Source organism: Pseudomonas monachiensis (assembly GCF_047345015.1).
Lineage (GTDB): Bacteria > Pseudomonadota > Gammaproteobacteria > Pseudomonadales > Pseudomonadaceae > Aquipseudomonas > Aquipseudomonas monachiensis.
Genome location: NZ_CP178857.1, coordinates 5,417,486 through 5,443,215, shown reverse-complemented (window position 1 = coordinate 5,443,215; position 25,730 = coordinate 5,417,486). Strand labels below are relative to the sequence as shown.

Genomic DNA, 25,730 nt, shown 5'->3' with positions numbered 1-25,730 from the left:
ATGACTGAGTCCGTTCTTGACTATATGACCCGCCTGGGTCGCGCTGCCCGCGAAGCTTCCCGCGTGATCGGCCGTGCCAGTACCGCGCAGAAGAACCGCGCCCTGCAGGCCACCGCCAACGCGCTGGACGCTGCCCGCGCCGAGCTGACGGCGGCCAATGAACAGGATTTGGCCGCCGGTCGTGCCAATGGTCTTGAGCCGGCCCTGCTCGAACGCCTGGCGCTGACCCCGGCGCGTATCGATGGCATGATCGTCGGCCTGCGTCAGGTAGCGGCCCTGCCGGACCCGGTAGGCGCGATCCGCGACATGAGCTTCCGTCCGTCCGGTATTCAGGTCGGCAAGATGCGTGTGCCGTTGGGCGTGATCGGAATCATCTACGAGTCGCGGCCGAACGTGACCATCGATGCCGCGAGCCTGTGCCTGAAGTCCGGTAACGCAACCATCCTGCGTGGCGGTTCCGAGGCGATTCATTCCAATCGCGCCATCGCCGCCTGCATTCAGCGTGGCCTGGCCGAGGCCGATCTGCCGGCCGCGGTGGTGCAAGTGGTCGAAACCACCGATCGCGCTGCCGTCGGCGCGCTGATCACCATGCCTGAGTACGTCGATGTCATCGTACCGCGCGGCGGCCGTGGCCTGATCGAGCGCGTCAGCCGTGATGCCCGTGTCCCGGTGATCAAGCACCTGGACGGCATCTGCCACGTTTACGTGAGTGAACATGCCGACCTGACCAAGGCCCAGCGCATCGCGTTCAACGCCAAGACTTACCGTTATGGCATCTGCGGAGCCATGGAAACGCTGCTGGTGGATCAAACCGTCGCCAAGGAGTTCCTGCCGGCGATGGCTGCCCAGTTCCGCGAAAAAGGCGTCGAGCTGCGCGGTTGCGAGCGCACCCGGGCGATCATCGAGGCCGTGCCGGCCACCGAGCAAGACTGGAGCACCGAGTACCTGGCGGCAATTCTGTCGATCCGCGTGGTCGACGGACTGGACCAGGCCATCGAACACATCAATCATTACGGCTCCCATCACACCGATTCGATTGTCAGCGAACACCAGGGCGACACCCGGCGTTTCGTGGCTGAAGTCGATTCCTCGTCGGTGATGATCAATACCCCGACATGCTTCGCCGATGGCTTCGAATACGGATTGGGTGCCGAGATCGGCATTTCTACTGATAAGCTGCACGCCCGCGGCCCGGTGGGCCTCGAAGGACTGACCTGCGAGAAGTACATCGTGGTCGGCGACGGGCAGCTGCGCGGACAGGAGCCGGTCTGACTTGGGCGACTTCGACCCGTCAGCCCCGGTCACTGCCAGCGAGCCAGCCCCTCGCCGCATTGGCGTGCTGGGCGGAACGTTCGACCCGGTGCACATCGGCCATTTGCGCGGTGCGCTGGAAGTCGCCGAAACCCTGGCCCTCGATGAGTTGCGCCTGACACCCAGTGCCAGGCCGCCCCATCGGGACAAGCCGCAGGTGTCGGCAAAAGACCGTCTGGCGATGGTCGAGTGCGCGGTGGCCGGTGTGGCGCCGTTGGTGGTGGACGCCCGCGAATTGCAGCGGGACAAACCGTCCTACACCATTGATACCCTGGAACTGATGCGCGCCGAACTGGCCGAATCCGACCAGGTTTTTCTGCTTTTGGGCTGGGACGCTTTTTGCGGCCTGCCCACTTGGCACCGCTGGGAAGAGTTGCTCCAGCATTGCCATATCCTGGTGTTGCAACGCCCGGATGCCGACAGCGAACCGCCGGATGCCTTGCGCAACCTGCTGGCAGCGCGCTCGGTGAGCGACCCGCTGGCCCTCAAAGGGCCGAGCGGACAGATTGCATTCGTCTGGCAGACACCGCTCGCGGTATCCGCCACCCAGATCCGTCAACTGCTGGCCAGCGGTAAGTCGGTACGTTTCCTGGTGCCCGACGCGGTCCTGGCCTACATCGATGCGCACGGTCTGTACCGTGCGTCGAACTGAATAGGAGTGCCTCAAGGCACGTGGCAACAACGTGTATTGAAGCGCCCGAACATACGAGCAAAACGAGTTTTATATGACGAGCAACAACGAAAGCAAAGTAAAACGCAAAGGCACATTCAAGAGTGCCCCGTTGCCGGAAAAGGTCCTCGCCGCCGAGCCGCCTAAAGGCGACGAGCTGGTCAAGATCGCCGTAGCCGCCCTGGAAGACGTCAAGGCCCAGGACGTGCTGGTGATTGATGTTCGCGACAAGCAGAGCATCACTGACTACATGATCATCGCCACCGGTACCTCCAACCGCCAGATCGGCGCGATGCTGGACAAGGTTCGCGAGGCCGTCAAAGCCCTGGGTATCAAGCCGCTGGGTGAAGAAGGCAAGGGCGACAGCGACTGGGTGCTGTTGGACATGGACGACGTGATCGTTCATATGATGACCTCCAACGCCCGTCAGTTCTACGACCTGGAGCGCCTGTGGAAAGGTGCCGAGCAGAGCCGTGCAGCCGATGGCAAGCACCACAGCCCTGAAGTTGGTCACGAGCACTTCAACAAGCTCAACAAAGACCAGGAATAAGGGACCGCTGTGCGACTGCGACTGATCGCCGTCGGTTCACGCATGCCCAAATGGGTGGAAGAAGGCTGGCATGAATATGCCAAGCGTCTTCCGTCCGAGCTGGCGCTGGAACTGGTGGAAATTCCGCTCAATACCCGTGGCAAGAACGCCGACGTGGCCCGTTTCATCCGCCAGGAAGGCGAAGCCATGCTGGCCAAGGTCGGGCCGAACGAGCGGATTGTCACTCTCGAAGTCCATGGCAAGCCCTGGAGCACCGAGCAACTGGCGGTCGAACTCGATCGCTGGCGGCTGGACTCACGCACCGTCAACTTCATGGTCGGTGGCCCCGAAGGGCTGGCGCCGGAAGTCTGTGCGCGGGCTGACCAGCGCTGGTCGTTGTCGCCGCTGACCTTGCCGCACCCGCTGGTGCGGATCCTGATCGGCGAACAGATGTACCGTGCCTGGACCGTGCTGTCCGGTCACCCTTACCACAAGTAGTTCTGCCCCCATGTCCCAGCCGATCCGCATCAAGGACCACGAAAAAGACGCCCGTCTGGTGCGTGGGCGCGTCGTGTTCGGGGCAATTGCGGTGGTAGCGCTGATTGGCGTACTGATCGCTCGCCTGTATTTCTTGCAAGTGATCCAGTACGAGTACCATTCGACCCTGTCGGAAAACAACCGCGTCCATGTGCAGCCGATTCCACCCACTCGCGGGCTGATTTTCGACCGCAATGGCGTTGTGATTGCCGACAACCGGCCCAGTTTCAGCCTGAGCATGACCCGCGAGCGTTCTGGCGATTGGCAGCAAGTACTCGACGTGATCGTCGAAGTGCTGGAGCTGACACCCGAGGACCGGGTGATCTTTGAGAAGCGCATGCGTCAGGGGCGTCGGCCGTTCGAGCCGGTGCCGATCCTGTTTGAGCTGACTGAAGAGCAGATCGCGCGAATTGCCGTGAACCAGTTCAGGCTGCCGGGGGTGGAAGTGGTCGCGCAACTGGTTCGTCACTATCCCCAGGGCGCGCATTTTGCGCACTCGGTGGGCTACATGGGGCGGATCAACGAGAAAGAGCTCAAGTCTCTGGACCCGGTCAGTTATAGCGGCACCCATCAGATCGGCAAAACCGGCATCGAGCGCTTTTATGAGCCGGAGCTGCATGGTCAGGTGGGTTACGAGGAGGTCGAGACCAACGCTCGGGGCCGTGTATTGCGGGTGCTCAAGCGCACCGAACCGGTTTCCGGCAAAGACATCGTCCTGAGCCTGGACATCAAATTGCAGGAAGCCGCCGAAGCCGCGCTCGGCGGTCGTCGTGGTGCGGTGGTTGCCCTGAACCCGAAAACCGGCGAGGTGCTGGCGATGGTCAGTCAGCCGAGCTTCGATCCGAACCTGTTCGTCACCGGCATCAGTTCCAAGGCCTATTCCGAACTGCGCGACTCCATCGACCGGCCGCTGTTCAACCGCGTATTGCGCGGTCTGTACCCGCCGGGTTCGACCATCAAGCCTGCTGTGGCGATTGCCGGTCTGGATTCGGGCGTGGTGACGGCCTCGACCCGGGTGTTCGACCCCGGTTACTACATGCTGCCCAACTACGATCACAAGTACCGCAACTGGAACCGCACCGGTGATGGTTTTGTCGACCTCGACACGGCGATCATGCGTTCCAACGACACTTACTTCTATGACCTTGCCCACAAGCTGGGGATCGATCGGTTGTCGTCGTATCTGTCCAAGTTCGGTATCGGTCAGAAGGTTTCCCTGGACATGTTCGAGGAATCGCCGGGTCTGATGCCGACCCGCGAATGGAAGCGCGCGACCCGTCGCCAGGCATGGTTCCCGGGCGAAACGCTGATTCTCGGGATCGGTCAGGGCTACATGCAGTCGACCCCACTGCAGCTGGCCCAGGCCACGGCGCTGGTGGCCAACAAAGGCATCTGGAACCGTCCTCACCTGGCCAAGACCATCGAAGGCGAGAAACCGGTGGATCAGAACCCGATGCCGGACATTATCCTGCGCGATCCGTCTGACTGGACCAAGGTCAACCACGGCATGCAGCAGGTGATGCACGGCGCCCGCGGTACCGCACGCAAGGCTTCGATCGGTGCGCAGTACCGTATCGCGGGCAAGAGTGGTACGGCCCAGGTGGTCGCGATCAAGCAGGGCGAGAAGTACGACCGCTCCAAGGTTCAGGAGCGCCACCGCGATCACGCCTTGTTCGTGGGCTTCGCCCCGGCGGACGATCCGCAGATCGTGGTGTCGGTGATGGTCGAGAACGGTGAGTCCGGCTCCGGCGTCGCCGCGCCAGTGGTGCGTCAGATCATGGACGCCTGGTTGCTCGACCAGAACGGGCACCTCAAAGCCGAATACGCCAGCCCTACTAGCGCGGAGGCCACGGCCCGTGATGAATAATTTTGATCGCATGCTCTCCAGTGAGGATGTGATGCGTCGCCGTGCGACGCTGCTACAACGCCTGCACATTGACGGCCCGCTGCTGATCCTGCTGCTGACCCTCGCCGCCGGCAGCCTGTTCGTGCTGTATTCGGCCAGCGGCAAGAGCTGGGATCTGCTGGGCAAGCAAGCCACTTCGTTTGGCATCGGCCTGGTGTCGATGATCGTCATCGCCCAGTTCGAGCCGCGATTCATGGCACGCTGGGTGCCACTGGGCTACGTGGTCGGGGTGATGCTGTTGCTGGTGGTGGACATCATGGGCCACAACGCCATGGGCGCTACCCGCTGGATCAATATTCCCGGGGTGATTCGCTTCCAGCCCTCGGAATTCATGAAGATCCTGATGCCGGCGACCATTGCCTGGTATTTGTCCAAACGCACATTGCCGCCCCAGCTCAAACATGTGGGCGTCAGCCTGATGCTGATCGGCGTGCCGTTCATTCTGATCGTGCGGCAACCGGACCTGGGCACTTCGCTGCTGATCCTGGCCGGCGGCGCATTCGTGCTGTTCATGGGTGGCCTGCGCTGGCGCTGGATCCTCAGCGTGCTGGCCGCCGCCGTTCCCGTGGCGATTGCCATGTGGTTCTTCATCATGCACGACTACCAGAAGCAGCGAATCCTGACGTTCCTCGACCCGGAGAGCGATCCGCTCGGTACCGGCTGGAACATCATCCAGTCCAAGGCCGCCATCGGCTCCGGTGGTGTGTTCGGCAAGGGCTGGTTGCTGGGTACCCAGTCGCACCTGGACTTCCTGCCGGAAAGCCATACCGACTTCATCATTGCGGTACTGGGTGAAGAGTTCGGCCTGGTGGGGATCTGCGCGCTGTTGCTGATCTACCTGCTGTTGATCGGCCGCGGCCTGGTGATTACCGCCCAAGCGCAGACATTGTTCGGCAAGTTGCTCGCGGGCAGCCTGACCATGACGTTTTTTGTTTATGTTTTCGTCAACATCGGTATGGTCAGTGGCCTGTTGCCGGTGGTGGGGGTGCCGTTGCCTTTCATTAGCTACGGAGGAACTTCGCTGGTGACGCTACTGTCAGCGTTTGGGGTTTTGATGTCGATCCATACCCATCGCAAGTGGATCGCGCAGGTTTGAATAAGGTGAAATTTTCAATGCAAGTAATGCGTGGCTGGGCGACTCGATACGCGCCATGGGTCGGCCTGGTAAGCATCCTTGGCACCATGCAGGAAGCGTTGGCCGGCGACTACGAAGGCTCACCCCAGGTGGCCGAATTCGTCGGTGAAATGACCCGCGACTACGGTTTCGCCGGTGAGCAATTGATGGGCGTGTTCCGCGAGGCCGAGCGCAAGCAGTCGATTCTGGACGCCATCTCGAAACCCGCCGAACGGGTTAAGCAGTGGAGCGAATATCGCCCGATGTTCATCACCGATGCGCGCATCGCCCGGGGTGTGGATTTCTGGCGTCAGCACGAAGCGGTGCTGGCCCGTGCCGAGCAGGAATACGGCGTGCCGGCCCAGGTGATTGTCTCGATCATCGGCGTTGAAACCTTTTTCGGCCGTAATACCGGAAATTTCCGGGTGATCGATGCCTTATCGACCCTGGGTTTCGACTATCCTCCCCGTGCCGAGTTTTTCCGCAAGGAGTTGCGTGAGTTCCTGCTGCTGGCCCGTGAAGAGCAGGTCGATCCATTGACGCTCAAAGGCTCCTACGCCGGCGCAATGGGATTGCCGCAATTCATGCCGAGCAGTTTCCGCGCCTATGCGGTGGATTTCGACGGTGATGGCCATATCAACATCTGGACCAACCCGGACGATGCCATCGGCAGTGTCGCCAGTTACTTCAAGCGTCATGGCTGGGTTGCAGGCGAACCGGTGGTCAGCCGCGCCGATGTCCGTGGCGATCAGGTCGACGAAGGTCTGACCACAGGAATCGAACCGACGAAAACCGTCGGGGAGTTGCGAGCCCTGGGGTGGTCAAGTCATGATGCGCTGCGCGATGATATGCCGGTTACTGCGTTCCGCCTGGAAGGCGACAATGGCCCAGAGTACTGGATGGGCCTGAAGAATTTTTACGCGATCACGCGATATAACCGCAGCGTGATGTACGCCATGGCCGTACATCAACTGTCTGAACAGCTGGTCCAAGCACGGGGCGTCAAGTAATGCGGGCATTGCCTATCAATAAACCCCTGAAGCTGATGGCATTCGCCGCGCTGGCAGTGCTGGTCGCCAGTTGTTCGACCAGCCGCGCGCCAGCCCAGAAGACCAGCACCGCCGCCGTGCGCACGACGCCGGGGCTGGACATCAACCGCGCCCACAAGGATGGCGCGCCATGGTGGGATGTCGATGTTTCGCGCATCCCGGACGCCACGCCGACCCTGCATACCGGCCCGTACAAGGCCAACCCGTACACCGTGCTGGGCAAGACATACTTTCCGCTGCAAGAGTCCAAGACCTACGTGCAGTCGGGCACGGCGTCCTGGTACGGCACCAAGTTCCACGGTCAGAACACTGCCAACGGCGAAGTGTATGACCTGTACGGCATGAGTGCCGCGCACAAGACATTGCCACTGCCAAGCTACGTCCGGGTGACCAACCTGGACAACAACAAGAGCGTGATTCTGCGAGTCAACGACCGCGGTCCGTTCTACTCGGACCGGATCATCGACTTGTCCTACGCTGCCGCCAAGAAGCTCGGTTACGCCGAAACCGGCACGGCGCGGGTCAAGGTCGAAGGCATCGACCCGCAGCAATGGTGGGCCGCCAAGGGCCGTCCGGCACCATTAATGCTCAACGAACCGAAAGTCGCGCAGAATGGCGCCCCGGTGATTACGGCTTCGGCCGGTACCGTTGAGCAATGGACACCGCCGCCGCAGCAACACGCCGCCGCGGTGGTGCCTGTGCAGCTTGATGCAAAAAAAAACGCTTCTGCATCAGCCTCTGGCCAGTATCTGCAGGTGGGCGCGTTCGCCAACCCGGACGCTGCAGAACTCCTGAGATCGAAGCTCAGCGGGATGGTGAGCGCTCCGGTGTTCATCAGCTCGATCGTGCGCAATCAGCAGACCCTGCATCGGGTTCGCCTGGGCCCGATCGGATCGCCGGGTGAAATCCAGCAGGTGCAGAACAGTGTCCGGCTGGCCAATCTCGGTTCGCCAAGCGTTGTGACTGAGTAATACGTAGGACTTGATTGACGGTTCATCTGCGGTTTTGGGGGGTGAACCAGGTTGTTGGCTCTTCGAAGAACAAAAGCCCGGCAAAGGGTGATTGGAGTGAGCAACTGAACACGCGATGACTCGTTAGAAAGTCATCTGATTAGTTTTGCCCTTGGGCAGTTTCCATTAGCGATTTCGAGAGACGGATGAACATCACCACCTTTGCCAAACGCCTGTTCCTGCTAGTCCCGCTGCTTCTCTCACCCGCCGCATTCGCGGTCGAGATGATGCCTTCGCCACCACAACTGGCCGCCAAGGCCTATGTGCTCATGGATGCCAGCAGCGGCAACGTGCTGGTCGAGAACAATGGTGACCAGCGTCTGCCACCGGCCAGCCTGACCAAGCTGATGACCGCGTACATCGCGACCCTGGAAATCCGTCGTGGCCAGATCGGCGAAAACGACCCGGTAACCGTCAGCGAAAACGCCTGGCGTACCGGCGGTTCGCGGATGTTCATCAAGGTCGGCTCTCAGGTCACCGTCAGCGACCTGCTGCACGGCATCATCATCCAGTCGGGCAACGACGCCAGTGTTGCGCTCTCCGAGCACATCGCCGGCAGCGAAGACGCGTTCGCCGACATGATGAACAAAACCGTTGGCGACCTGGGCATGACCAACAGCCACTTCATGAACCCGACCGGACTGCCGAACCCGGAGCACTATTCGTCGGCTCACGACATGGCTGTGCTGGCTCGCGCGATCATCCACGAAGACCCGGCTCACTACGCGATCTACTCGCAGAAAGAGTTCTTCTGGAACGGCATCAAGCAGCCGAACCGCAACCTGCTGTTGTGGCGTGACAAGACCGTCGACGGTCTGAAAACCGGCCACACCGACGAAGCCGGCTACTGCATGGTGTCCTCGGCCGTACGTGATGGCATGCGCCTGATCGCCGTGGTCTTCGGCACCAATAGCGAAGTGGCCCGTGCCGCCGAAACCCAGAAGCTGCTGACCTACGGTTTCCGTTTCTTCGAAACCCAGACCTTCTACCAGAAGGGCACCGAGCTGGCTCAGGCTCCAGTCTGGAAAGGTTCCACCAACCAGGTCAAGGCTGGCCTGGCGCAAGACCTGACCATGACCCTGCCAAAAGGCCAGCTGAAAAAGCTCGCTGCCAGCATGACCATGAACCCGCAGCTGATCGCGCCAATCGCCAAAGGCGACGTGATCGGTAAAGTCGAAGTCAAACTGGACGACAAGGTGGTGCACAGCGCCGATCTGATCGCCCTGGATGGCGTCGAAGAGGGTGGTATCTTCCGCCGCATGTGGGATAGCATCCGTCTATTCTTCTACGGCTTGTTCAACTGATAGTGTGCACCTGCATGGCCCTGCGCTGATCCGGCGCGGGGCTTTGCCGTCGCCACGGCTTACGCTTACGAGGCCGTTACGCCATGACCGATACCGAAGTAAAGGCGCCAAAGATCGAGTTCCCTGCCAATGATTACCCGGTTAAGGTGATCAGCGACACCGGCGTGGGCAACAAGGACAGAATCATCGACATCGTCAGCAAGTACGCCAAGATCAATGATGAGCGTATTGACGAGCGCCAGAGCAGCAACGGCAAATACACCACGATTCAGTTGCACATCGTCGCGACGGACCAGGACCAGCTGTACAACATCAACAGCGAACTGCGGGCAACCGGTTTCGTGCACATGGTGTTGTGATGTCAGGCACGCTGGGCTTTCGTGAACTTGGCCAGATGGCTTACGAGCCGGTCTGGCACGCCATGCAACGCTTCACCAACGAACGCGGCAGCGATGCCGCCGACGAGATCTGGCTGGTGGAACACCCTGCGGTGTTCACACAGGGCCAGGCCGGCAAGGCCGAGCACCTGCTGCTTCCCGGTGATATCCCGGTGGTGCAGGTTGACCGTGGTGGTCAGGTGACCTACCACGGCCCCGGCCAGTTGGTGGCTTATCTGCTGCTGGACGTGCGCAAGCTCGGATTTGGCGTGCGCGATCTGGTCAGCCGGATGGAGCTCTGCCTGATCGAGCTACTGGCCAGTTACGGTGTCACCGCCGTGGCCAAGCCCGATGCACCGGGTGTCTACGTCGACGGGGCGAAAATCGCCTCCCTGGGTCTACGGATCCGCCACGGCTGTTCCTTTCATGGCCTGGCCTTGAACGTGGACATGAACCTGGAACCGTTTCGACGGATTAATCCCTGCGGCTATGCCGGGCTGGCGATGACCCAGCTGAGCGATCACGCAGGATCGATTGAATTTGCCGAGGTAAGTGCCCGGCTGCGCGCGCAGCTCGTCAAACACCTCGACTATGCTGAGCAGACGACCCTGACGGGCGGAATCGACTGATATGACTACTGATGCAGTGCAAACCATGATCCCGACGCTCGATGTCTCCGAGCGCCCGGCCCCGCGTCCCAAGGTTGAAGCGGGCGTCAAGCTGCGCGGCGCCGAAAAGGTTGCACGCATCCCGGTAAAGATCATTCCCACCACCGAACTGCCGAAGAAACCAGACTGGATTCGTGTACGCATCCCGGTTTCGCCGGAAGTCGACCGCATCAAGGCCCTGCTGCGCAAACATAAGCTGCACAGTGTGTGCGAAGAGGCGTCCTGCCCGAACCTGGGCGAGTGCTTCTCCGGTGGCACCGCGACTTTCATGATCATGGGTGACATCTGCACCCGTCGCTGCCCGTTCTGCGATGTTGGCCACGGTCGTCCGAAGCCACTGGACGTCAACGAGCCGGAAAGCCTGGCCATTGCCATTGCCGACCTGCGCCTGAAGTACGTGGTGATCACCTCGGTGGACCGCGACGACCTGCGTGACGGCGGTGCCCAGCACTTTGCCGACTGCATCCGTGAAATCCGCAAACTGTCGCCGAACGTGCAGCTCGAGACCCTGGTCCCGGACTACCGTGGTCGCATGGACATCGCACTGGAAATCACCGCTGCCGAGCCGCCGGATGTATTCAACCACAACCTGGAAACCGTGCCGCGCCTGTACAAGGCTGCGCGTCCGGGTTCGGACTACCAGTGGTCGCTGACCCTGCTGCAACGCTTCAAGCAGATGATGCCGCACATTCCGACCAAGTCCGGCCTGATGCTGGGCCTGGGCGAGACCGACGAAGAAGTCATCGAAGTCATGAAGCGCATGCGCGAGCACGACATCGACATGCTGACCCTGGGCCAGTACCTGCAGCCGTCCCGCAGCCACTTGCCGGTGCAGCGCTTCGTGCACCCGGACACCTTCGCCTGGTTCGCCGAGGAAGGCTACAAGATGGGCTTCAAGAACGTTGCCTCGGGTCCGCTGGTACGCTCCTCGTATCACGCTGACGAACAGGCCAAGCTGGTCAAGGCCGAGCTGATGTCGTCCTGATCGACGCAATGAAATGAAAAGCGCCCGCACGGCATCCAGCCTCGCGGGCGTTTTTTTGCCTGGCCTACGGCAATGGCTGTTTTTTCCTGCAACCTGCGGGGCAACGGTTCCTCTTCTGTTTGTCCCCGTTCCTGACTACTGTGTGCTGAAGATTTCACGCAGGGAGATTCACGGATGACCGCTCGACCGACCCACACCCTTTGCCCTCATGCTCCCGTCCCGGCACTGCCGTCGGAAGGCATGATCGGCGTTATCGCCCCCGCCGGTCCCGCGCCGCTGGACACCGACAAGGCGGTGCAATGGATGCGTGCCCGGGGTTATTCACTGAAATTGTTTCCCGGGGTCTACGAAAAAAACGGCTACCTGGCCGGGAGCGACGAAGTGCGACTGGGCGACCTGCATGCAGCGTTCGCCGACAGCGAAGTGGATGCCATCATCTGCCTGCGCGGTGGTTACGGCACGCCGCGGCTGCTCGATCGTATCGATTTTGATTTGCTGCGTGACAACGCCAAGCCGTTCGTCGGCTACAGCGACATCACCGCATTGCATTTGGCGATCAGTCGTTATGCCGGATTCGTGACCTTTCATGGTCCGTTGTTCAATGCCGATCTGCTGGGGGGCAAGCAAATACCTACCGAGTCTTCGTTCTTCAACATGCTGCGCGGGCAGGTGAGGGCGGGCACGGTGCTGGCTCATCCGGTGGCTTACCCGCTGACCACGATCGAGCCGGGCGTGGCTCATGGGCGCTTGCTCGGAGGCAATCTGGCCATGATCGCCGCGACCATGGGCACGCCCTACGAGATTGATGCCGAGGGCGTCATTCTGTTGATCGAGGACATCAACGAGCCGCTGTATCGCATCGACCGGTTGCTGACCCAACTGCGGCTGGCTGGCACCTTGCACAAGCTGCGCGGCGTGTTGGTCGGGGACGTGGCGGGGGTTGAGGTGGCAGCGCTGGACAGGTTGCTCAAGCAGACCTTCGAGCCATTGAAGATTCCGGTGCTGTCCGGGTGGCGCAGTGGGCATTGCGACCCGAACCTGACGCTGCCCATGGGCGCATTGGTCAGGCTGGATGCGGGGAATCAGGAATTGATGTTGGAGCAGGATGTGGTAATCAGGTAAGTCGCGAATATCTTGAAAAGATCGCAGCCTGCGGCAGCTCCTACGGGGTTTTGTGTACACCCGTAGGAGCTGCCGCAGGCTGCGATCTTTTGCTTTTAACGGTTACGCAATCCTTCCAGCAACTTGTGCGTCGGATACCCGTCCGCCGGCCAGCCAAACGACTGCTGGGCACTGCGGATCGCCTTGCGGGTATTGGCGCCGATGATCCCGTCGGCGGTACCGGCGTCATAGTTTTGCGCGCTCAGCAGGTTCTGCAGCTCGATCCGCTCGGTGCGGCTCAGAGGCAGGTCATCCTTTGGCCAGGTGCCGCTGATCAGGCCTGCGCCATTGAAGCGTTCCGACAGCAGGCTAACCCCCAAGGCGTAGGACGACGAGTTGTTGTACTTGAGGATCGCACGGAAGTTGTCGAGCACCAGAAAGGCCGGGCCACGGTAGCCAGCCGGCAGCAGCAGGGCCGCGGACAACTGCTCGGAGCCTGCCGGGACCTGGCCGCCGTTGGGCAGCGTAACGCCCAGTTGGCGCCACTCGGCGACACTCTTGCGAATCGTGCCATCGGCCAGCACGTAGTTGAAGCCGCCCGGCAGTTGGACTTCAAAGCCCCACGGCTGACCTCTCTGCCAGCCGGAGCTTTGCAGGTAATGCGCGGTCGAGGCCAGGGCGTCAGCCGAGCTGCCCCAGATATCGCGACGGCCGTCGCCGTCGAAATCGACGGCGTGGGTGTTGTAGGTGGTCGGGATGAACTGGGTCTGGCCCATGGCGCCGGCCCAGGATCCGAGCATCTTCTCGGGTTCGATGTCGCCTTGTTGCAGAATTTGCAGGGCCGCGATCAACTGCGCGTGGGCGAAGCCGGGGCGGCGGCCTTCATAGGCCAGGGTCGCCAGTGAGTTGATCACCGACTTGCTGCCCTGGAACTGCCCAAAGTTGCTTTCCATGCCCCACACCGCCACCAGCGCCTGGCGATCGACGCCGTAGCGCTGCTCGATGCCTTGCAAGATGTCGGCGTATTGGTCGATCAGCGACTGGCCTTTGCGTACCCGCAGCGGCGACAAGGCGCCGTCCAGGTATTCCCACACCGGTTTTGCGAATTCCGGTTGGCTGCGATCGGCACGAATCACACTGGGATCGAAGCTGACATTGGCGAAAGCGCGATCAAACAGATCGGCGCGGATACCGGCGGCCAGGGCATCCTTGCGGAAACCCGCCTGCCATTCGGCGAAAGTCTGGGTCGGCTGGATGTCGAGGTTCTCACCGGTCGGAACCACTGGCGGAACAACCGCCGGGGCGGTGGCGACAGGAAGTGTCTGAAGCGGCTGAGCGTCGGCTGCGGTCGGTTTTTCCGCACAGGCGACAAGCAAAACTAGGCTGGAGGCAGCGATCAATTGGCGCAGGTGCCAACGACGGGAAAGACAAAAGGGCATGCACGGGTCCAGGGAATACGAATCAGGTACAGACCTTAACATGTCGAAGGGGTGTTCTGCTTTACGCAGCCAGAAAGTAAGAAGCCTCCCAGTTGTCAGACTGGAAGGCTTCGCGGCGGTAACTGCCTTTGCCCTTGGCCGGGCGTTCCTTGCGGCTGCGGAACAATGGCTGGGCGATGATGGATTTGGCCTTGTTGGGGCCATGCGCTGATGGCTTTTTGCTCATGATGATGCCTCGCAAGTGAGTGGTTTTTGCGGGGCAAATAATCGGCCGAAGTTCGGGATCTGTCTAGTCCCTACATTGTGTAGGACCTTTCATTGATCTTGATAGCGATGTGGTTTATGTGGCGAGGGGGCTATTCAGCGGGCAATGTCAGACGCTGCCCGGCCATCAACAACGTCAACCGGCTCAAACTCATCCACGGCGAACCGGCCGCCTGGCCTTTGATCTGGGCATCAATGCGTTGCGCTTCGAGCAGCAGTTGCGCCCAGCGTTGGGCCGAGTAGCGTTGCAGGGCCTTGCTCACCAACGGTTTACGTTTGTCCCAGACTGGCGGTTTGGCCTGGCTGAAGGCCTTGTCCAGGGGGGTGCCCTGGCTGTATTGCAGGGAAATATTGGCCAGCAGGCGCAACTCCCGGGCCAGGGCCCAAAGAATCACCGGCGGCTCGACGCCTTCACCGCGCAACCCTTCGAGCATGCGCAAGGCGTGGGCGGCTTCGCCATTGAGCACCGCATCGGTCAGGCCAAAGACATCGAAGCGCGCACTGTCTGCCACCGCAGCCTGCACGGTTTCAACGGTGATCTGACCGCCTTCGGCCATCAGCTTGAGCTTTTCGATTTCCTGGGCGGCGGCCAGCAAGTTGCCCTCGACCCGTGCCGCGATCAGCTCAACGGCGTCCTGGCTGGCGGAAAGCCCGGCCTGGGACAAACGTTGGCGGATCCAGCTTGGCAACTGGGCGACATCGACCGGCCAGATCTGCACGAACTGGGTCTGCGGCCCTTCGACCAGCGCTTTGCCCCACTTGGTTTTCTGCGCGCTGCCATCGAGCTTCGGCAAGCTGATCAGCAGCACGGTGTCCTCGGCCGGGCGCGAGCAGTACTCAATCAGCGCGGCAGCGCCCTTGTCGCCGGGTTTGCCGGAAGGCAGGCGCAGCTCCAGCAGGCGCTTTTCGGCGAACAGCGACATGCTGGCACCGGCTTGCAACAGAGTCCCCCAGTCGAAACTGGCGTCGGCGGCAAATACCTGGCGTTCATCGAATCCCTGCTGACGGGCGGCAGCGCGAACAGCGTCGGCCGCTTCCTGGCACAACAACGGGTCATCGCCGCTGATGATATAGACCGGCGCAAGGGCGCCTTGCAGGTGTTTGGCGAGTTGGGCGGGAGCGAGCTTCATAATAGAGGGCGAACGGGGCGCCTGGGCGCCCCGTAAGTCTTACTGCTGCGGCAGTTCGACAGGCGACTGACGCGGGGTTTGCGCCTCAGCCTTCTTTGCCGCTTCCAGTGCAGCGGCGTCAGCCTTGGCCCTGGCTTCGGCAGTCTGCTGCAACTGATCCAGTTGGCCTGGGGTCAGTTGTTCCAGGCGCAGCATCATGCGCTGGACCATCTCCCGACGGCCTTCTGTCCGGGCCGTTGCGGCTTCCTGGTCAGAGCCCACCAGGTTGTTGCCGTCGTGCATATAGATCTTCTGCACTTCAAGCTTGTCACTCAACAGGGGCAGATCGCCGCGACCGCGGATGTCGTAGCTCAGCACGGTGGTGACCTGGTACTCGCCAGCACGACCGGCGCCTGCGTAGCTGATGATACGCTGGCTTTCCTGCTCATTGGTCAGCACCAGTTTGTACGGAGCGCCGGTATAGACCTTGACGCCGCTGCCCTCCAGTGCCTGGCGCAACTGGGTAACGGTTGGGCCATAAGCGTTACGGGCGCTCAGGTCGAGCTCCTTGATCGCCAGTACATTGGTGCCGGTGCCGCGCAGCTGGAAACCGCAGGCGCTCAGCAGAACCGCGAGGCCCATCACCAGCAGATTGCGTTTGATCATCTTGTTGCTCCCCTTGAAACCATGTGGGCCGATCAGGCGGCCCGAAAGGTTTTACTCGGCGCCAGGCTCACCTGGCGCCTGATCCAATTAGCTGGCGACGATATTGACCAGTTTCCCGGGCACTACGATCACTTTACGAATGGTCAGACCGTCGACGAAGCGCAACACGTTCTCGTTGGCACGGGCGGCGGCTTCGACTTCTTCACGGCTGGCACTGGCCGGCATTTCGATGTGGCCACGCAGCTTGCCGTTGACCTGAATCACCAGTTGCAGGCTGTCCTGTACCAACGCGCTGTCATCCACCACCGGCCAGCCGGCGTCGATCACAGGTTCAGCGTGGCCCAGTTGATTCCACAGCTCGTGGCTGATGTGCGGCGTGATCGGAGCCAGCAGCAGTGTCACGGTTTCCAGGCCTTCGTGAATCAGGGCGCGATCCTGGTCGGTGCCTTGCGCGGCTTTTTCCAGTACGTTCATCAGCGTCATCACCTGAGCGATGGCGGTGTTGAACTTGTGGTTCTGGCCAACATCCTGGCTGGCTTGCTTGATGGCCAGGTGGATCGAGCGACGAACGGCTTTCTGCTCGTCATTCAGGCCGGCGACGTCCAGTTTGCCCGGCAGGCCCTGAGTGACGTGGGCTTGAGCCAGGCGCCAGACGCGCTTGAGGAAACGGTGCGAACCCTCTACGCCGGAGTCGGACCATTCCGCGCTCATGTCAGGTGGCGAAGCGAACATCATGAACAGGCGGCAGGTGTCTGCGCCGAACTGGTCGATCATCGACTGTGGGTCGACGCCGTTGTTCTTCGACTTGGCCATCTTCTCGGTGCCGCCGATTTCCACCGGCAGGCCGTCGGATTTCAACTTGGCGCTGATAACCTTGGCTTTGCTGTCACGCTCAAGCTCGACGTCCGCCGGGTTGAACCAGGTGTAAGCGCCATTGGCTTCGCGGCGATAGTAAGTCTCGGCGATCACCATGCCCTGGGTCAGCAGGTTCTTGAACGGCTCGTTGGAGCTCACCAGGCCTTCGTCGCGCATCAGCTTGTGGAAGAAGCGCGCGTAGAGCAGGTGAAGAATCGCGTGTTCGATCCCGCCGATGTATTGATCCACCGGCAGCCAGTGGTCGGCGGCCGATTTTTCCACCAGGCCGCCTTCAAAGTGCGGCGAGGCATAGCGGGCGTAGTACCACGAGGACTCGACGAAGGTGTCCATGGTGTCGGTTTCACGCTTGGCAGGCTGGCCGCATTTAGGGCAGCTGCACTCGTAGAACTCGGGCATGCGCGCCAGTGGCGAACCGGCGCCGTCGGGTACGACGTCTTCCGGCAGCACGACAGGCAGTTGATCTTCCGGTACCGGCACGTCACCGCAAGTGTTGCAGTGGATGATCGGGATCGGGCAGCCCCAGTAACGCTGGCGGCTGATGCCCCAGTCGCGCAGGCGGAACTGGGTACGCGAGGCGCCCAGCTCTTTCTTGATCAGCGCGACTTCGATGGCGTCGAAGGCGCCTGCGAAGTCGAGGCCGTCGAACTCGCCGGAATTGATCAGCGTGCCGTGCTCGCCGTAGGCGTCTTGCCATGGCGCCGGGTTGCTGTCACCGGAACTGGTCTGCACCACGGATTTGACCGGCAGGTTGTACTTGTGGGCGAATTCGAAATCGCGCTCATCGTGGGCCGGAACCGCCATCACCGCGCCGTCGCCGTAGTGCATCAGCACATAGTTGGCGACCCAGACCGGCAGTTTTTCCCCGGTCAGCGGATGTTCGACGAACAGGCCGGTCGGCAGGCCTTTTTTCTCCTGGGTGGCGACGTCGGCTTCGGCCACGCTGCCGCCCTTGCATTCAGCGATGAACGCTTGCAGCTCTGGATTGTTCTGTGCGGCCAGGGTAGCCAGGTGGTGTTCGGCGGCCACTGCGACGTAGGTCGCGCCCATCAGGGTGTCCGGACGGGTGGTGAAGACCTTCAGCGCGCCGGTTTCGCCGATGGAATCGACGTTGTACGGGAACTGCACTTCCATGCCGCGGGATTTGCCGATCCAGTTGCGCTGCATGGTCTTGACCTGTTCAGGCCAGCCAGTCAGCTCGTCGAGGCTCTCCAGCAACTCATCCGCGTAGGCGGTGATCTTGAAGTAGTACATCGGGATTTCGCGCTTTTCGATCAGCGCGCCGGAACGCCAGCCGCGACCGTCGATCACCTGTTCGTTGGCCAGGACGGTCTGGTCGACCGGGTCCCAGTTCACGGTGCCGCTTTTCTTGTAGATCACGCCTTTTTCGAACAGGCGGGTGAACAGCCACTGTTCCCAGCGGTAGTAATCGGGCTTGCAGGTGGTCACTTCGCGCGACCAGTCCACCGCAAGGCCCAGGCTACGCAGCTGGGACTTCATGTAGGCGATGTTTTCGTAGGTCCACTTGGCGGGCGCTACGTTGTTCTTCATCGCGGCGTTTTCCGCCGGCATGCCGAAGGCGTCCCAACCCATGGGTTGCAGAACGTTCTTGCCCTGCATGCGCTGATAGCGGGAGATCACGTCGCCGATGGTGTAGTTGCGCACGTGCCCCATGTGTAGCTTGCCGCTGGGGTAAGGGAACATCGACAGGCAGTAGTAAGTCTCCTTGCCTGGCTGTTCACTGACTTCAAAGGACTTTTGCTCGTCCCAGAACGACTGGGCGGCGGCTTCGATTTCACGGGGCTGATATTGTTCGTGCATGGCTACTTTTGAACTGAATAGGGGTGGCCTAATCCTCTTCAATGCAACGCTGGACGCTGATCACGCCGCATTGGCGTTTTCGATGTCCAGCCGAGCTGGAAGTGGAGTTACAGGAAGCGCCGTAGCATACATGACCGCGCTCTACCGAGGGAAACCCTGATTGCTGCCGCGCGTCTCGCGAAAACCGCCGCGAGGGCCGTTGGTCGCGGCGCTCAGCCGGTTTGTTCATGGAGGCTAAGCTCTAACTGGGGAGTTGGTCTTATCTTCCAATGAGGTGAGGGATGGTTGAGTCACAGCAAAAAGCTACGAAACCGGAGCTGTACGAAAGACTGATCGATCGTTTGGCCCTGGCCCTGGAAGCGGCAAGAACTGCTGGCCGGTTGCGTGACGTACGCCCTCTGGAGCTGGAACTGCGTGGCCTCAGCCCCGCAGAGTTTGCACTGGTCAAGGCGTATCTGGATCGCAGTGAGCGTGAGACGCACGGATGCTTGTCAGAGGCGGTAAAGCAACTCGACGCACCACGTTCGGCCAAGATCATCTGGCTCAAGGACAAGGTTCCCGGCAGAGACGCGGTAAAGGTCCGGTCTTTGCAGTTCAAGTAAGACGCAGAGCCATGCTCCATGGTTTTTTTGAAGCATAGTCCTCCTGTATTGATTGTCGCATCGCACCAACCCACTTAGGCTTCGGGCATCTCCAGGAGATGCTCGATGCCTTTTCGTTATTTTTTAAAACAACTTCTTTTGCCCCCCGGCATTCTATTGCTGCTGCTTTTACTTGCCTGGTGGTTGCGCCGCTCAAGACCAAGGCTCGCCGGTGTGTGCTTTGCACTGGGGTTGGGTGGCCTTTGGCTGATGAGCCTGCCGGTGGTGGTGCAGTGGAGTGCCGGCCTGCTCGAGCGTGAGCCACCGCTGGCTCGCGGCGAATGGGCGGTGCTGGGGCAGCGCGCGGACGCCATCGTTGTCCTTGGTTCCGGGCGCGAGCGCGGTGACGCGGCCTGGGGCGCCGACCAGCCCACGGGTGTCGGCCTGGAACGCCAGCGGTTTGCCGCGCGGCTGGCCAAGGCTTCCGGCCTGCCGGTACTGACCAGCGGCGGCTTGCATTACGGCACCCCGCCAAGCGAAGCGCAGATGATGGCTGACTCCTTGCGCGACGATTTTGGCGTGACCGTGCGCTGGCAGGAAGGACGCAGTCGCACGACCTGGGAAAATGCCCGGTTCAGCGCCGAGGTATTGCTGCCACAGGGCATCAAGCGCGTGGTGCTCGTGACTCATGCCGGGCATATGCCGCGAGCGGTCTGGAGTTTCCGCAAGGCCGGGTTTGAGGTGGTGCCGGCGCCGGTAGGGTTTCTGGGCGGCGACAATGCGCGGCCACTGGGTGGCTGGATGCCGGAGTACAAGGCGATCTGGCAGAACGGGCAATTGATGAACGAGGCGGTGGGGCAGGTCGGTTATTCGTTGTTTTACCGGTAAAGATCAAAAGATCGCAGCCTGCGGCAGCTCCTACAGTTGGAATGCAATCCCCTGTAGGAGCTGCCGCAGGCTGCGATCTTTTCTAGACAGTCTTGGCCATCCGGCTCGCAATCAGCGCCCAGCCAAACAACAACACGCAGAGAATGAGCAATGGCCACGAGCGCCATTCCAGGTACGGCGTGAGGTTGTGCATCGGCACCACTTCGCCATACAGGATGCCGCGTTCGAACTGCGGGATCTGATCGGTAATCTGACCGAACGGGTTGATCAGGCCGGATACGCCGTTGTTGGTGGCGCGGATCATCCAGCGGCCGGCCTCCAGCGCACGCATCTGCGCCATCTGCAGGTGTTGCAGCGGACCGATGGAGGTGCCGAACCAGGTGTCGTTGCTGATGGTCAGCAACAGGTCACTGCGGGCGGCAAGGCTCGCGGCGAATTCCGGGTAAACCACTTCATAACAGATGTATGGCGCGATCTGATAACCCTTGGCTTGCAGCAGCGGCTGGTCAGCCGGGCCGCGAGCGAAGTCCGACATTGGCAGGTCGAAGAAGGCGATCAGCCCGCGCAGCACATCCTGCAGCGGAACATATTCCCCAAACGGCACCAGTTTTTGCTTGAGGTAAGTGCCGTCGCCTTCGCCGACAACGGTGATGCCATTGAAGAAGCGCTTCTCGTGGTGGACCTCCATGCGGACCGGGACGCCGGTAATCAGCGCCGATTTACGCTCGGCCGCGAAGCTGCCCATCATGTTCAGGTAACCCTCGGCGGACTCCTTGAGCACCGGGATTGCCGTTTCCGGCCAGATGAGAAGATCGGCGCGCCTGGAGCTGAAACTCATGTCGCGGTACAGCGCCAGTTGCGCGTTGAGCTGCGCCGGATCCCACTTCATGCTTTGTTCGATGTTGCCCTGAATGGCGGCGACGCTCAGTGGCGGGCCCGACGGGCTGGTCCAGGCGTGGTGCTTGAGCGCCATGCCGAGCAGCCATGGACCGACCAGCAGCAATGCACCGGCAGCGATGAAGCCTTTGCGCCCCGTGCGAACCAGGCGCAAGCCGTTGTAGATCAACGCTGCTGTCAGGGCCAGGGTGAAGGAAATCAGCCACATTCCGCCGATAGGCGCGAGCCCGGCCAGCGGGCCGTCGAGCTGACTGTACCCGGAATACAGCCATGGGAAGCCTGTCAGGAACCAGCCGCGGAAGGCTTCCTGGCCGACCCACAGCGCTGCGAAAGCCAGGGCGTCGGCCAGCGGCGCTTCATTTCGGCGCAGCCAACGCGCCCAGATCCAGGCGGGCAGGGCAAAGAACCAGGCAATCGCCGCCGTGAAGAGCAGCATCAGGAAACCGGCCAGCAATACCGAGGCGCCGCCGAAGTGGTGAATGCTGTAGTAGATCCAGCTGGTGCCGGCACCGAACAGGCCGAAACCGAAACACCAGCCGCGACCCAGTGCCTGACGTGGGCTCAGCTCGCGCAGGCCGGCATAGAACAGGCCGACGGCGAGCAGTGCCAGTGGCCAGATATCGAACGGCGCCAGGGCCAGTGTGGTGATTGCACCGGCCGCCACGGCCAGCAGGTTACCGGGCCAGCCGGGGCGGGTTGTCCAGCGCATTTCAATCCTTAGCGAGCAATGGGCGTCAGGCGAAGCAAGTGAATCCGACGGCTGTCGGCGTTCAGGATGCGGAAGCGGTAGGGGCCGATTTCAGTGATTTCGTTACGTTTTGGCAAATGCCCGAACGCGCTCATCACCAGGCCGCCAACGGTGTCGAACTCGTCGTCGGAGAATTCGCTGTCGAAGAACTCGTTGAAGTTCTCGATTGGCGTCAGGGCCTTGATCAGGAAATCACCGCTGGGCAGCGGCTTGATGTAGCTGTCTTCTTCGACGTCGTGTTCGTCTTCGATGTCGCCGACGATCTGTTCCAGCACGTCTTCGATGGTCACCAAACCAGCCACGCCGCCGTATTCGTCGATGACGATGGCCATGTGGTTGTGGTTGGCGCGAAACTCGCGCAGCAGCACGTTGAGGCGCTTGGATTCCGGCACGAAGGTGGCCGGGCGCAACAGGTCCTTGATGTTGAAGCTGTCGCCGTTTTCCTTGAGGATCAACGGCAGCAAGTCTTTGGCCAGCAACACGCCCATCACGTCATCGTGGCTTTCGCCGATCACCGGGTAGCGGGAGTGGGCCGAGTCGACCACGGCAGGCAGGAACTCGCGGGGTGTCTGGGTCGCCTTGATGCTGACCATCTGCGAGCGCGGGACCATGATGTCCCGGACCTGCAAGTCAGCCACCTGGATGGCGCCTTCGACGATGGCCAGCGCTTCGCTGTCCAGCAGTTTGTTCTGGTGTGCATCGCGCAGCAACTCCAGCAGCTCCTGGCGGTTTTTCGGCTCGTGGGCAAAAGCCTGGGTGAGCTTACCCAGCCATGACTTCTGCCCGTTGCTCGATCGATCTTCGCTCATAGCGATTACTCTGAATCCTTTGTTGTTTCGGTAGGGAATGCGTCAGTTTCGTCGTCCGCGTACGGATCGGGAAAGCCCAGTTCTGCAAGCAACGTTCGTTCCAGTGCTTCCATTTCTTCGGCTTCCTCGTCATCAATATGGTCGTAACCAAGCAGATGCAAGCAGCCGTGAATCACCAGGTGTGCCCAGTGGGCCTTGAGTTCCTTGCCCTGTTCAGCGGCTTCGCGCTCGACCACGGCCACGCAGATCACCAGATCGCCCAGCAGCGGGATGTCGAGGAACTCATCCGGCACGTCGGCCGGGAATGACAAGACGTTAGTTGCGTAGTCTTTTTGCCGCCAGGTGTGGTTCAGCTCGCGTCCTTCGGCTTCGTCGACCAGACGAATGGTCATCTCCGAGTCTGCGGTGCGCTGGCGCAAAGCCAGCTCGCACCACTGGCGGAATTCGGCTTCGCCGGGGGCGTCGGCTTCGGTGGCGATTTGCAGGTCAAGCTCAAGCATCGCGGCGGCTGTCCTTGGCGGCGGCATCATCGGCCGCTTTGGTTTCGAAGCGCTCATAGGCTTCGACAATCCGCTGCACCAGTGGATGGCGCACGACGTCCTTGGGCTGGAAATGGGTGAAGCTGATCCCTGGCACATCCTTGAGCACTTCAATCACGTGGTGCAGGCCGGACTTGGTGCCGCGTGGCAGGTCGACCTGGGTGATGTCCCCGGTGATGACGGCCGTGGAGCCGAAGCCGATCCGGGTCAGGAACATCTTCATTTGCTCGACCGTAGTGTTCTGGCTTTCGTCGAGAATGATGAAGCTGTTGTTCAGTGTACGGCCGCGCATGTAGGCCAGCGGCGCGACTTCGATCACCTGGCGCTCGATCAGCTTGGCGACGTATTCGAAGCCGAGCATTTCGTAGAGTGCGTCGTAGAGCGGGCGCAGGTACGGGTCGATTTTTTGCGACAGGTCGCCGGGCAGGAAGCCGAGTTTTTCACCCGCTTCGACTGCTGGGCGAACCAGCAGGATGCGGCGAATCTGCTCGCGCTCCAGTGCATCCACCGCGCAGGCCACGGCCAGGTAAGTCTTGCCGGTACCGGCCGGGCCGATGCCGAAGTTGATATCGTTACCGAGGATTTCCTTCACGTAGCGCACTTGATTCAAGCCGCGTGGGCGAATCATGCCTTTCTTGGTGCGCAGGGCCACGGAGGGTTCGGCGGGGGAGTGGTTGTCCAACTGCTCGACGGCCGATTCCTGCAGGAACAGGTGCACCATGTCCGGCGACAGCTCGGTACCCTTGGTTTCCCGGTACAGGCGGCGCAGGAGGTTTTCCGCGGAGGTGGTGTGTTTGGGTTCGCCGATCAGCTCGAACTGGTTTCCGCGATTGCGGATCTCGATGGTCAGGCGCTGTTCGATCAAGCGCAGGTGCTCGTCGAATTGCCCGCACAGATTGGCGAAGCGACGAGCTTCAAAAGGCTCGAGGATGAAACGATGTGGTTCTATAGGTGCGTTCAAGGTCGTATTTAGCCGCCCTGGGGCAATTGAGATAAATCAAGGATAGCGCCAGTGGCGCGGGTGCGAAAGCTCTTATATAGACCAAGTTAATTCACTGGCCTGGCGCTGTCCCTGTGGGAGCGGGCTTGCTCGCGAAGAGGGTGTCTCAGTCGACAATCATTTAACTGACACACCGTTTTCGCGAGCAAGCCCGCTCCCACAAGGGGGATGCGGTATTACTGGATCAGCGAGCCCCGCAGCGAGTGCGGCTGCGCGGCATCGATGTGCACATCCGCGAACTGGCCGATCAGGGTCGGATTGTCGCAGCGGAAGTTGACGATCCGGTTATTCTCGGTTCGGCCCTGCAGTTCGCCCGGGTCCTTTTTCGAGTAATCGGTCACCAGGATCCGCTGGATCGAACCGACCATTTGTCGGCTGATCTCGAAACCTTGCTGGTTCAAGCGATGTTGCAGTGCGTTCAGGCGTTCTTTTTTCAGCTCTTCCGGAGTGTCATCGGCCAGGTCGGCGGCCGGAGTGCCCGGGCGCTGGCTGTAGACGAACGAGTAGGAAAAGTCGAAACCCACGTCGGCAATCAGCTTCATGGTTTGTTCGAAATCTTTCTCGGTCTCGCCCGGGAAGCCGACGATGAAGTCCGAACTGATGCAGATCCCCGGTACGGCGGCGCGCAGCTTGCGCAGTTTGGATTTGTATTCCAACGCGGTGTGGTTGCGCTTCATCGCCGCGAGAATTCGGTCCGAGCCCGATTGCACCGGCAAGTGCAGGTGTTTGACCAGCTCCGGCACGTCAGCGTGGGCCTGGATCAGGCTGTCGGAGAACTCCAGCGGGTGTGACGTGGTGTAGCGGATGCGGTCGATGCCGTCGACCGCGGCGACCACGCGGATCAGCTCGGCCAGATCCGCCAGGCGCCCATCATGAGTCGTCCCACGATAGCCGTTGACGTTCTGCCCCAGCAGCGTCACTTCGCGCACGCCGTTTTCGGCCAGGTGAATGATCTCGGCAAGCACGTCGTCGAACGGCCGGCTGACTTCTTCGCCGCGGGTGTAGGGCACCACGCAGAACGTGCAGTACTTGCTGCAACCTTCCATCACCGACACGTAAGCGCTCGGGCCGTCGATGCGGGGCTCGGGCAAATGGTCGAATTTTTCGATTTCCGGGAACGAGACGTCAACTTGCGGCAGCTTGCTGCTGCGCGCGGCGTCGATCATTTCCGGCAGGCGGTGCAGGGTCTGCGGGCCGAAGACCACGTCGACGTACGGCGCGCGATCACGAATGGCCGCGCCTTCCTGGCTGGCCACGCAACCGCCGACGGCGATCACCATGTCCGGGTTGGCCAGCTTCAGTTCGCGCCAGCGACCGAGTTGGGAATAGACCCGGTCCTGTGCACGTTCGCGGATCGAGCAGGTGTTGAGCAGGATCACGTCGGCGTCTTCAGCGCGGGCGGTGACTTCCAGGGCCTGATGCTCGCCCAGCAGATCGACCATGCGCGAGCTGTCGTACTCGTTCATCTGGCAACCGTGGGTTTCGATGTAAAGCTTCTTGGCCATGGAATAGAGTCATCACGTGATTCAAAGAAC

At 61.2% G+C, this 25,730-nt stretch carries 25 protein-coding genes; 15 read left to right on the top strand and 10 right to left on the bottom strand.

Annotated elements, in window-relative coordinates; translation table 11 throughout:
- The 13 genes from ACMDB8_RS24455 to ACMDB8_RS24395 all read left to right on the top strand — a co-directional run bounded on the left by ACMDB8_RS24455 (position 1) and on the right by ACMDB8_RS24395 (position 12,582).
- Positions 1–1,272 carry a glutamate-5-semialdehyde dehydrogenase gene (locus tag ACMDB8_RS24455; protein WP_056728869.1) on the top strand — a complete coding sequence of 424 codons (1,272 nt, stop codon included), beginning with the start codon at positions 1–3 and terminating at the stop codon, positions 1,270–1,272.
- A 1-nt stretch (position 1,273) separates the two neighbouring features.
- Entirely contained in the window at positions 1,274–1,963 is a 690-nt protein-coding gene (gene nadD, locus ACMDB8_RS24450; RefSeq protein ID WP_056728867.1) for a nicotinate-nucleotide adenylyltransferase, read from the top strand.
- A 73-nt stretch (positions 1,964–2,036) separates the two neighbouring features.
- Positions 2,037–2,531, top strand: coding sequence for a ribosome silencing factor (rsfS, locus tag ACMDB8_RS24445; protein ID WP_007975896.1), 495 nt, complete (start codon positions 2,037–2,039; stop codon positions 2,529–2,531).
- Positions 2,532–2,540: 9 nt separating this feature from the next.
- Positions 2,541–3,008, top strand: coding sequence for a 23S rRNA (pseudouridine(1915)-N(3))-methyltransferase RlmH (gene rlmH, locus ACMDB8_RS24440; protein WP_008052376.1), 468 nt, complete (start codon positions 2,541–2,543; stop codon positions 3,006–3,008).
- 10 nt (positions 3,009–3,018) lie between these two features.
- A complete protein-coding gene (gene mrdA, locus ACMDB8_RS24435) occupies positions 3,019–4,914 on the top strand; it encodes a penicillin-binding protein 2 (protein WP_056728865.1) in 1,896 nt (631 codons plus the stop codon).
- A 31-nt stretch (positions 4,915–4,945) separates the two neighbouring features.
- The gene (rodA, locus tag ACMDB8_RS24430) at positions 4,946–6,049 is read left to right on the top strand and encodes a rod shape-determining protein RodA (RefSeq protein WP_056728863.1); all 1,104 of its coding nucleotides are present in this window, start codon (positions 4,946–4,948) and stop codon (positions 6,047–6,049) included.
- A 17-nt stretch (positions 6,050–6,066) separates the two neighbouring features.
- Entirely contained in the window at positions 6,067–7,077 is a 1,011-nt protein-coding gene (gene mltB, locus ACMDB8_RS24425) for a lytic murein transglycosylase B (RefSeq protein ID WP_223542019.1), read from the top strand.
- Complete coding sequence (locus ACMDB8_RS24420) at positions 7,077–8,087, top strand: septal ring lytic transglycosylase RlpA family protein (RefSeq protein WP_409078822.1); 1,011 nt, start codon at positions 7,077–7,079, stop codon at positions 8,085–8,087. Before mltB ends, ACMDB8_RS24420 begins: the two co-directional genes overlap by 1 nt.
- Before the next feature lie 185 nt (positions 8,088–8,272).
- On the top strand, positions 8,273–9,430 hold the full coding sequence (locus ACMDB8_RS24415; protein WP_056728857.1) for a D-alanyl-D-alanine carboxypeptidase family protein: 1,158 nt from the start codon (positions 8,273–8,275) through the stop codon (positions 9,428–9,430).
- 83 nt (positions 9,431–9,513) lie between these two features.
- Positions 9,514–9,789 (top strand): DUF493 domain-containing protein, encoded by a 276-nt coding sequence (locus tag ACMDB8_RS24410; RefSeq protein WP_056728855.1) that lies wholly within the window; start codon positions 9,514–9,516, stop codon positions 9,787–9,789.
- The gene (gene lipB / locus ACMDB8_RS24405; protein ID WP_056728853.1) at positions 9,789–10,436 is read left to right on the top strand and encodes a lipoyl(octanoyl) transferase LipB; all 648 of its coding nucleotides are present in this window, start codon (positions 9,789–9,791) and stop codon (positions 10,434–10,436) included. The genes ACMDB8_RS24410 and lipB overlap by 1 nt, the downstream gene beginning before the upstream one ends.
- Before the next feature lie 25 nt (positions 10,437–10,461).
- Complete coding sequence (gene lipA, locus ACMDB8_RS24400) at positions 10,462–11,460, top strand: lipoyl synthase (protein ID WP_162130451.1); 999 nt, start codon at positions 10,462–10,464, stop codon at positions 11,458–11,460.
- A gap of 174 nt (positions 11,461–11,634) precedes the next feature.
- Positions 11,635–12,582 carry a S66 peptidase family protein gene (locus tag ACMDB8_RS24395; RefSeq protein ID WP_409078821.1) on the top strand — a complete coding sequence of 316 codons (948 nt, stop codon included), beginning with the start codon at positions 11,635–11,637 and terminating at the stop codon, positions 12,580–12,582.
- Positions 12,583–12,677: 95 nt separating this feature from the next.
- Here ACMDB8_RS24395 and ACMDB8_RS24390 read toward each other — a convergent pair whose 3' ends face one another.
- From ACMDB8_RS24390 to leuS, 5 genes are all read right to left on the bottom strand, one after another.
- A complete protein-coding gene (locus ACMDB8_RS24390; protein ID WP_056728849.1) occupies positions 12,678–14,000 on the bottom strand; it encodes a lytic murein transglycosylase in 1,323 nt (440 codons plus the stop codon).
- 61 nt (positions 14,001–14,061) lie between these two features.
- On the bottom strand, positions 14,062–14,226 hold the full coding sequence (arfA, locus tag ACMDB8_RS24385) for an alternative ribosome rescue factor ArfA (protein ID WP_056728848.1): 165 nt from the start codon (positions 14,224–14,226) through the stop codon (positions 14,062–14,064).
- 130 nt (positions 14,227–14,356) lie between these two features.
- Positions 14,357–15,394, bottom strand: coding sequence for a DNA polymerase III subunit delta (gene holA / locus ACMDB8_RS24380; protein ID WP_223542018.1), 1,038 nt, complete (start codon positions 15,392–15,394; stop codon positions 14,357–14,359).
- A gap of 39 nt (positions 15,395–15,433) precedes the next feature.
- Positions 15,434–16,039 (bottom strand): LPS assembly lipoprotein LptE, encoded by a 606-nt coding sequence (lptE, locus tag ACMDB8_RS24375; RefSeq protein WP_056728844.1) that lies wholly within the window; start codon positions 16,037–16,039, stop codon positions 15,434–15,436.
- Between the two features lie 87 nt (positions 16,040–16,126).
- Entirely contained in the window at positions 16,127–18,733 is a 2,607-nt protein-coding gene (leuS, locus tag ACMDB8_RS24370; protein WP_409078820.1) for a leucine--tRNA ligase, read from the bottom strand.
- A gap of 281 nt (positions 18,734–19,014) precedes the next feature.
- On the opposite strand from leuS, the gene ACMDB8_RS24365 reads away from it, so the two are divergent.
- Both ACMDB8_RS24365 and ACMDB8_RS24360 read left to right on the top strand, forming a co-directional pair.
- On the top strand, positions 19,015–19,335 hold the full coding sequence (locus ACMDB8_RS24365) for a hypothetical protein (RefSeq protein WP_008052397.1): 321 nt from the start codon (positions 19,015–19,017) through the stop codon (positions 19,333–19,335).
- Between the two features lie 105 nt (positions 19,336–19,440).
- Positions 19,441–20,202: a YdcF family protein gene (locus ACMDB8_RS24360; protein WP_056728841.1), complete on the top strand. Its 762-nt coding sequence runs from the start codon at positions 19,441–19,443 to the stop codon at positions 20,200–20,202.
- 82 nt (positions 20,203–20,284) lie between these two features.
- Here the strand turns inward: ACMDB8_RS24360 and lnt are convergent, their stop codons facing one another.
- The 5 genes from lnt to miaB form a co-directional block, all read right to left on the bottom strand.
- Positions 20,285–21,808: an apolipoprotein N-acyltransferase gene (gene lnt, locus ACMDB8_RS24355; protein WP_056728839.1), complete on the bottom strand. Its 1,524-nt coding sequence runs from the start codon at positions 21,806–21,808 to the stop codon at positions 20,285–20,287.
- An 8-nt stretch (positions 21,809–21,816) separates the two neighbouring features.
- Positions 21,817–22,656, bottom strand: coding sequence for an HlyC/CorC family transporter (locus ACMDB8_RS24350; RefSeq protein ID WP_027924283.1), 840 nt, complete (start codon positions 22,654–22,656; stop codon positions 21,817–21,819).
- Between the two features lie 5 nt (positions 22,657–22,661).
- The gene (gene ybeY, locus ACMDB8_RS24345) at positions 22,662–23,156 is read right to left on the bottom strand and encodes an rRNA maturation RNase YbeY (protein ID WP_056728838.1); all 495 of its coding nucleotides are present in this window, start codon (positions 23,154–23,156) and stop codon (positions 22,662–22,664) included.
- A complete protein-coding gene (locus ACMDB8_RS24340; protein ID WP_056728837.1) occupies positions 23,149–24,156 on the bottom strand; it encodes a PhoH family protein in 1,008 nt (335 codons plus the stop codon). The genes ybeY and ACMDB8_RS24340 overlap by 8 nt, the downstream gene beginning before the upstream one ends.
- Positions 24,157–24,371: 215 nt before the next feature.
- On the bottom strand, positions 24,372–25,700 hold the full coding sequence (miaB, locus tag ACMDB8_RS24335; protein ID WP_056728835.1) for a tRNA (N6-isopentenyl adenosine(37)-C2)-methylthiotransferase MiaB: 1,329 nt from the start codon (positions 25,698–25,700) through the stop codon (positions 24,372–24,374).
- Positions 25,701–25,730: the final 30 nt, after the last annotated feature.

Excerpts from the sequence above, each read along its gene's own strand:
- ACMDB8_RS24360 (WP_056728841.1), top strand. The coding sequence starts at position 19,441 with ATGCCTTTTCGTTATTTTTTAAAACAACTTCTTTTGCCCCCCGGCATT.
- rsfS (WP_007975896.1), top strand. The coding sequence starts at position 2,037 with ATGACGAGCAACAACGAAAGCAAAGTAAAACGCAAAGGCACATTCAAG.
- lnt (WP_056728839.1), bottom strand. The coding sequence starts at position 21,808 with ATGCGCTGGACAACCCGCCCCGGCTGGCCCGGTAACCTGCTGGCCGTG.
- ACMDB8_RS24415 (WP_056728857.1), top strand. The coding sequence starts at position 8,273 with ATGAACATCACCACCTTTGCCAAACGCCTGTTCCTGCTAGTCCCGCTG.
- leuS (WP_409078820.1), bottom strand. The coding sequence starts at position 18,733 with ATGCACGAACAATATCAGCCCCGTGAAATCGAAGCCGCCGCCCAGTCG.
- holA (WP_223542018.1), bottom strand. The coding sequence starts at position 15,394 with ATGAAGCTCGCTCCCGCCCAACTCGCCAAACACCTGCAAGGCGCCCTT.
- lipA (WP_162130451.1), top strand. The coding sequence starts at position 10,462 with ATGATCCCGACGCTCGATGTCTCCGAGCGCCCGGCCCCGCGTCCCAAG.
- lipB (WP_056728853.1), top strand. The coding sequence starts at position 9,789 with ATGTCAGGCACGCTGGGCTTTCGTGAACTTGGCCAGATGGCTTACGAG.
- mrdA (WP_056728865.1), top strand. The coding sequence starts at position 3,019 with ATGTCCCAGCCGATCCGCATCAAGGACCACGAAAAAGACGCCCGTCTG.
- arfA (WP_056728848.1), bottom strand. The coding sequence starts at position 14,226 with ATGAGCAAAAAGCCATCAGCGCATGGCCCCAACAAGGCCAAATCCATC.
- ACMDB8_RS24365 (WP_008052397.1), top strand. The coding sequence starts at position 19,015 with ATGGTTGAGTCACAGCAAAAAGCTACGAAACCGGAGCTGTACGAAAGA.
- ybeY (WP_056728838.1), bottom strand. The coding sequence starts at position 23,156 with ATGCTTGAGCTTGACCTGCAAATCGCCACCGAAGCCGACGCCCCCGGC.
- ACMDB8_RS24390 (WP_056728849.1), bottom strand. The coding sequence starts at position 14,000 with ATGCCCTTTTGTCTTTCCCGTCGTTGGCACCTGCGCCAATTGATCGCT.
- ACMDB8_RS24420 (WP_409078822.1), top strand. The coding sequence starts at position 7,077 with ATGCGGGCATTGCCTATCAATAAACCCCTGAAGCTGATGGCATTCGCC.
- lptE (WP_056728844.1), bottom strand. The coding sequence starts at position 16,039 with ATGATCAAACGCAATCTGCTGGTGATGGGCCTCGCGGTTCTGCTGAGC.
- mltB (WP_223542019.1), top strand. The coding sequence starts at position 6,067 with ATGCAAGTAATGCGTGGCTGGGCGACTCGATACGCGCCATGGGTCGGC.
- ACMDB8_RS24395 (WP_409078821.1), top strand. The coding sequence starts at position 11,635 with ATGACCGCTCGACCGACCCACACCCTTTGCCCTCATGCTCCCGTCCCG.
- ACMDB8_RS24410 (WP_056728855.1), top strand. The coding sequence starts at position 9,514 with ATGACCGATACCGAAGTAAAGGCGCCAAAGATCGAGTTCCCTGCCAAT.
- rodA (WP_056728863.1), top strand. The coding sequence starts at position 4,946 with ATGCGTCGCCGTGCGACGCTGCTACAACGCCTGCACATTGACGGCCCG.
- ACMDB8_RS24350 (WP_027924283.1), bottom strand. The coding sequence starts at position 22,656 with ATGAGCGAAGATCGATCGAGCAACGGGCAGAAGTCATGGCTGGGTAAG.
- miaB (WP_056728835.1), bottom strand. The coding sequence starts at position 25,700 with ATGGCCAAGAAGCTTTACATCGAAACCCACGGTTGCCAGATGAACGAG.
- ACMDB8_RS24455 (WP_056728869.1), top strand. The coding sequence starts at position 1 with ATGACTGAGTCCGTTCTTGACTATATGACCCGCCTGGGTCGCGCTGCC.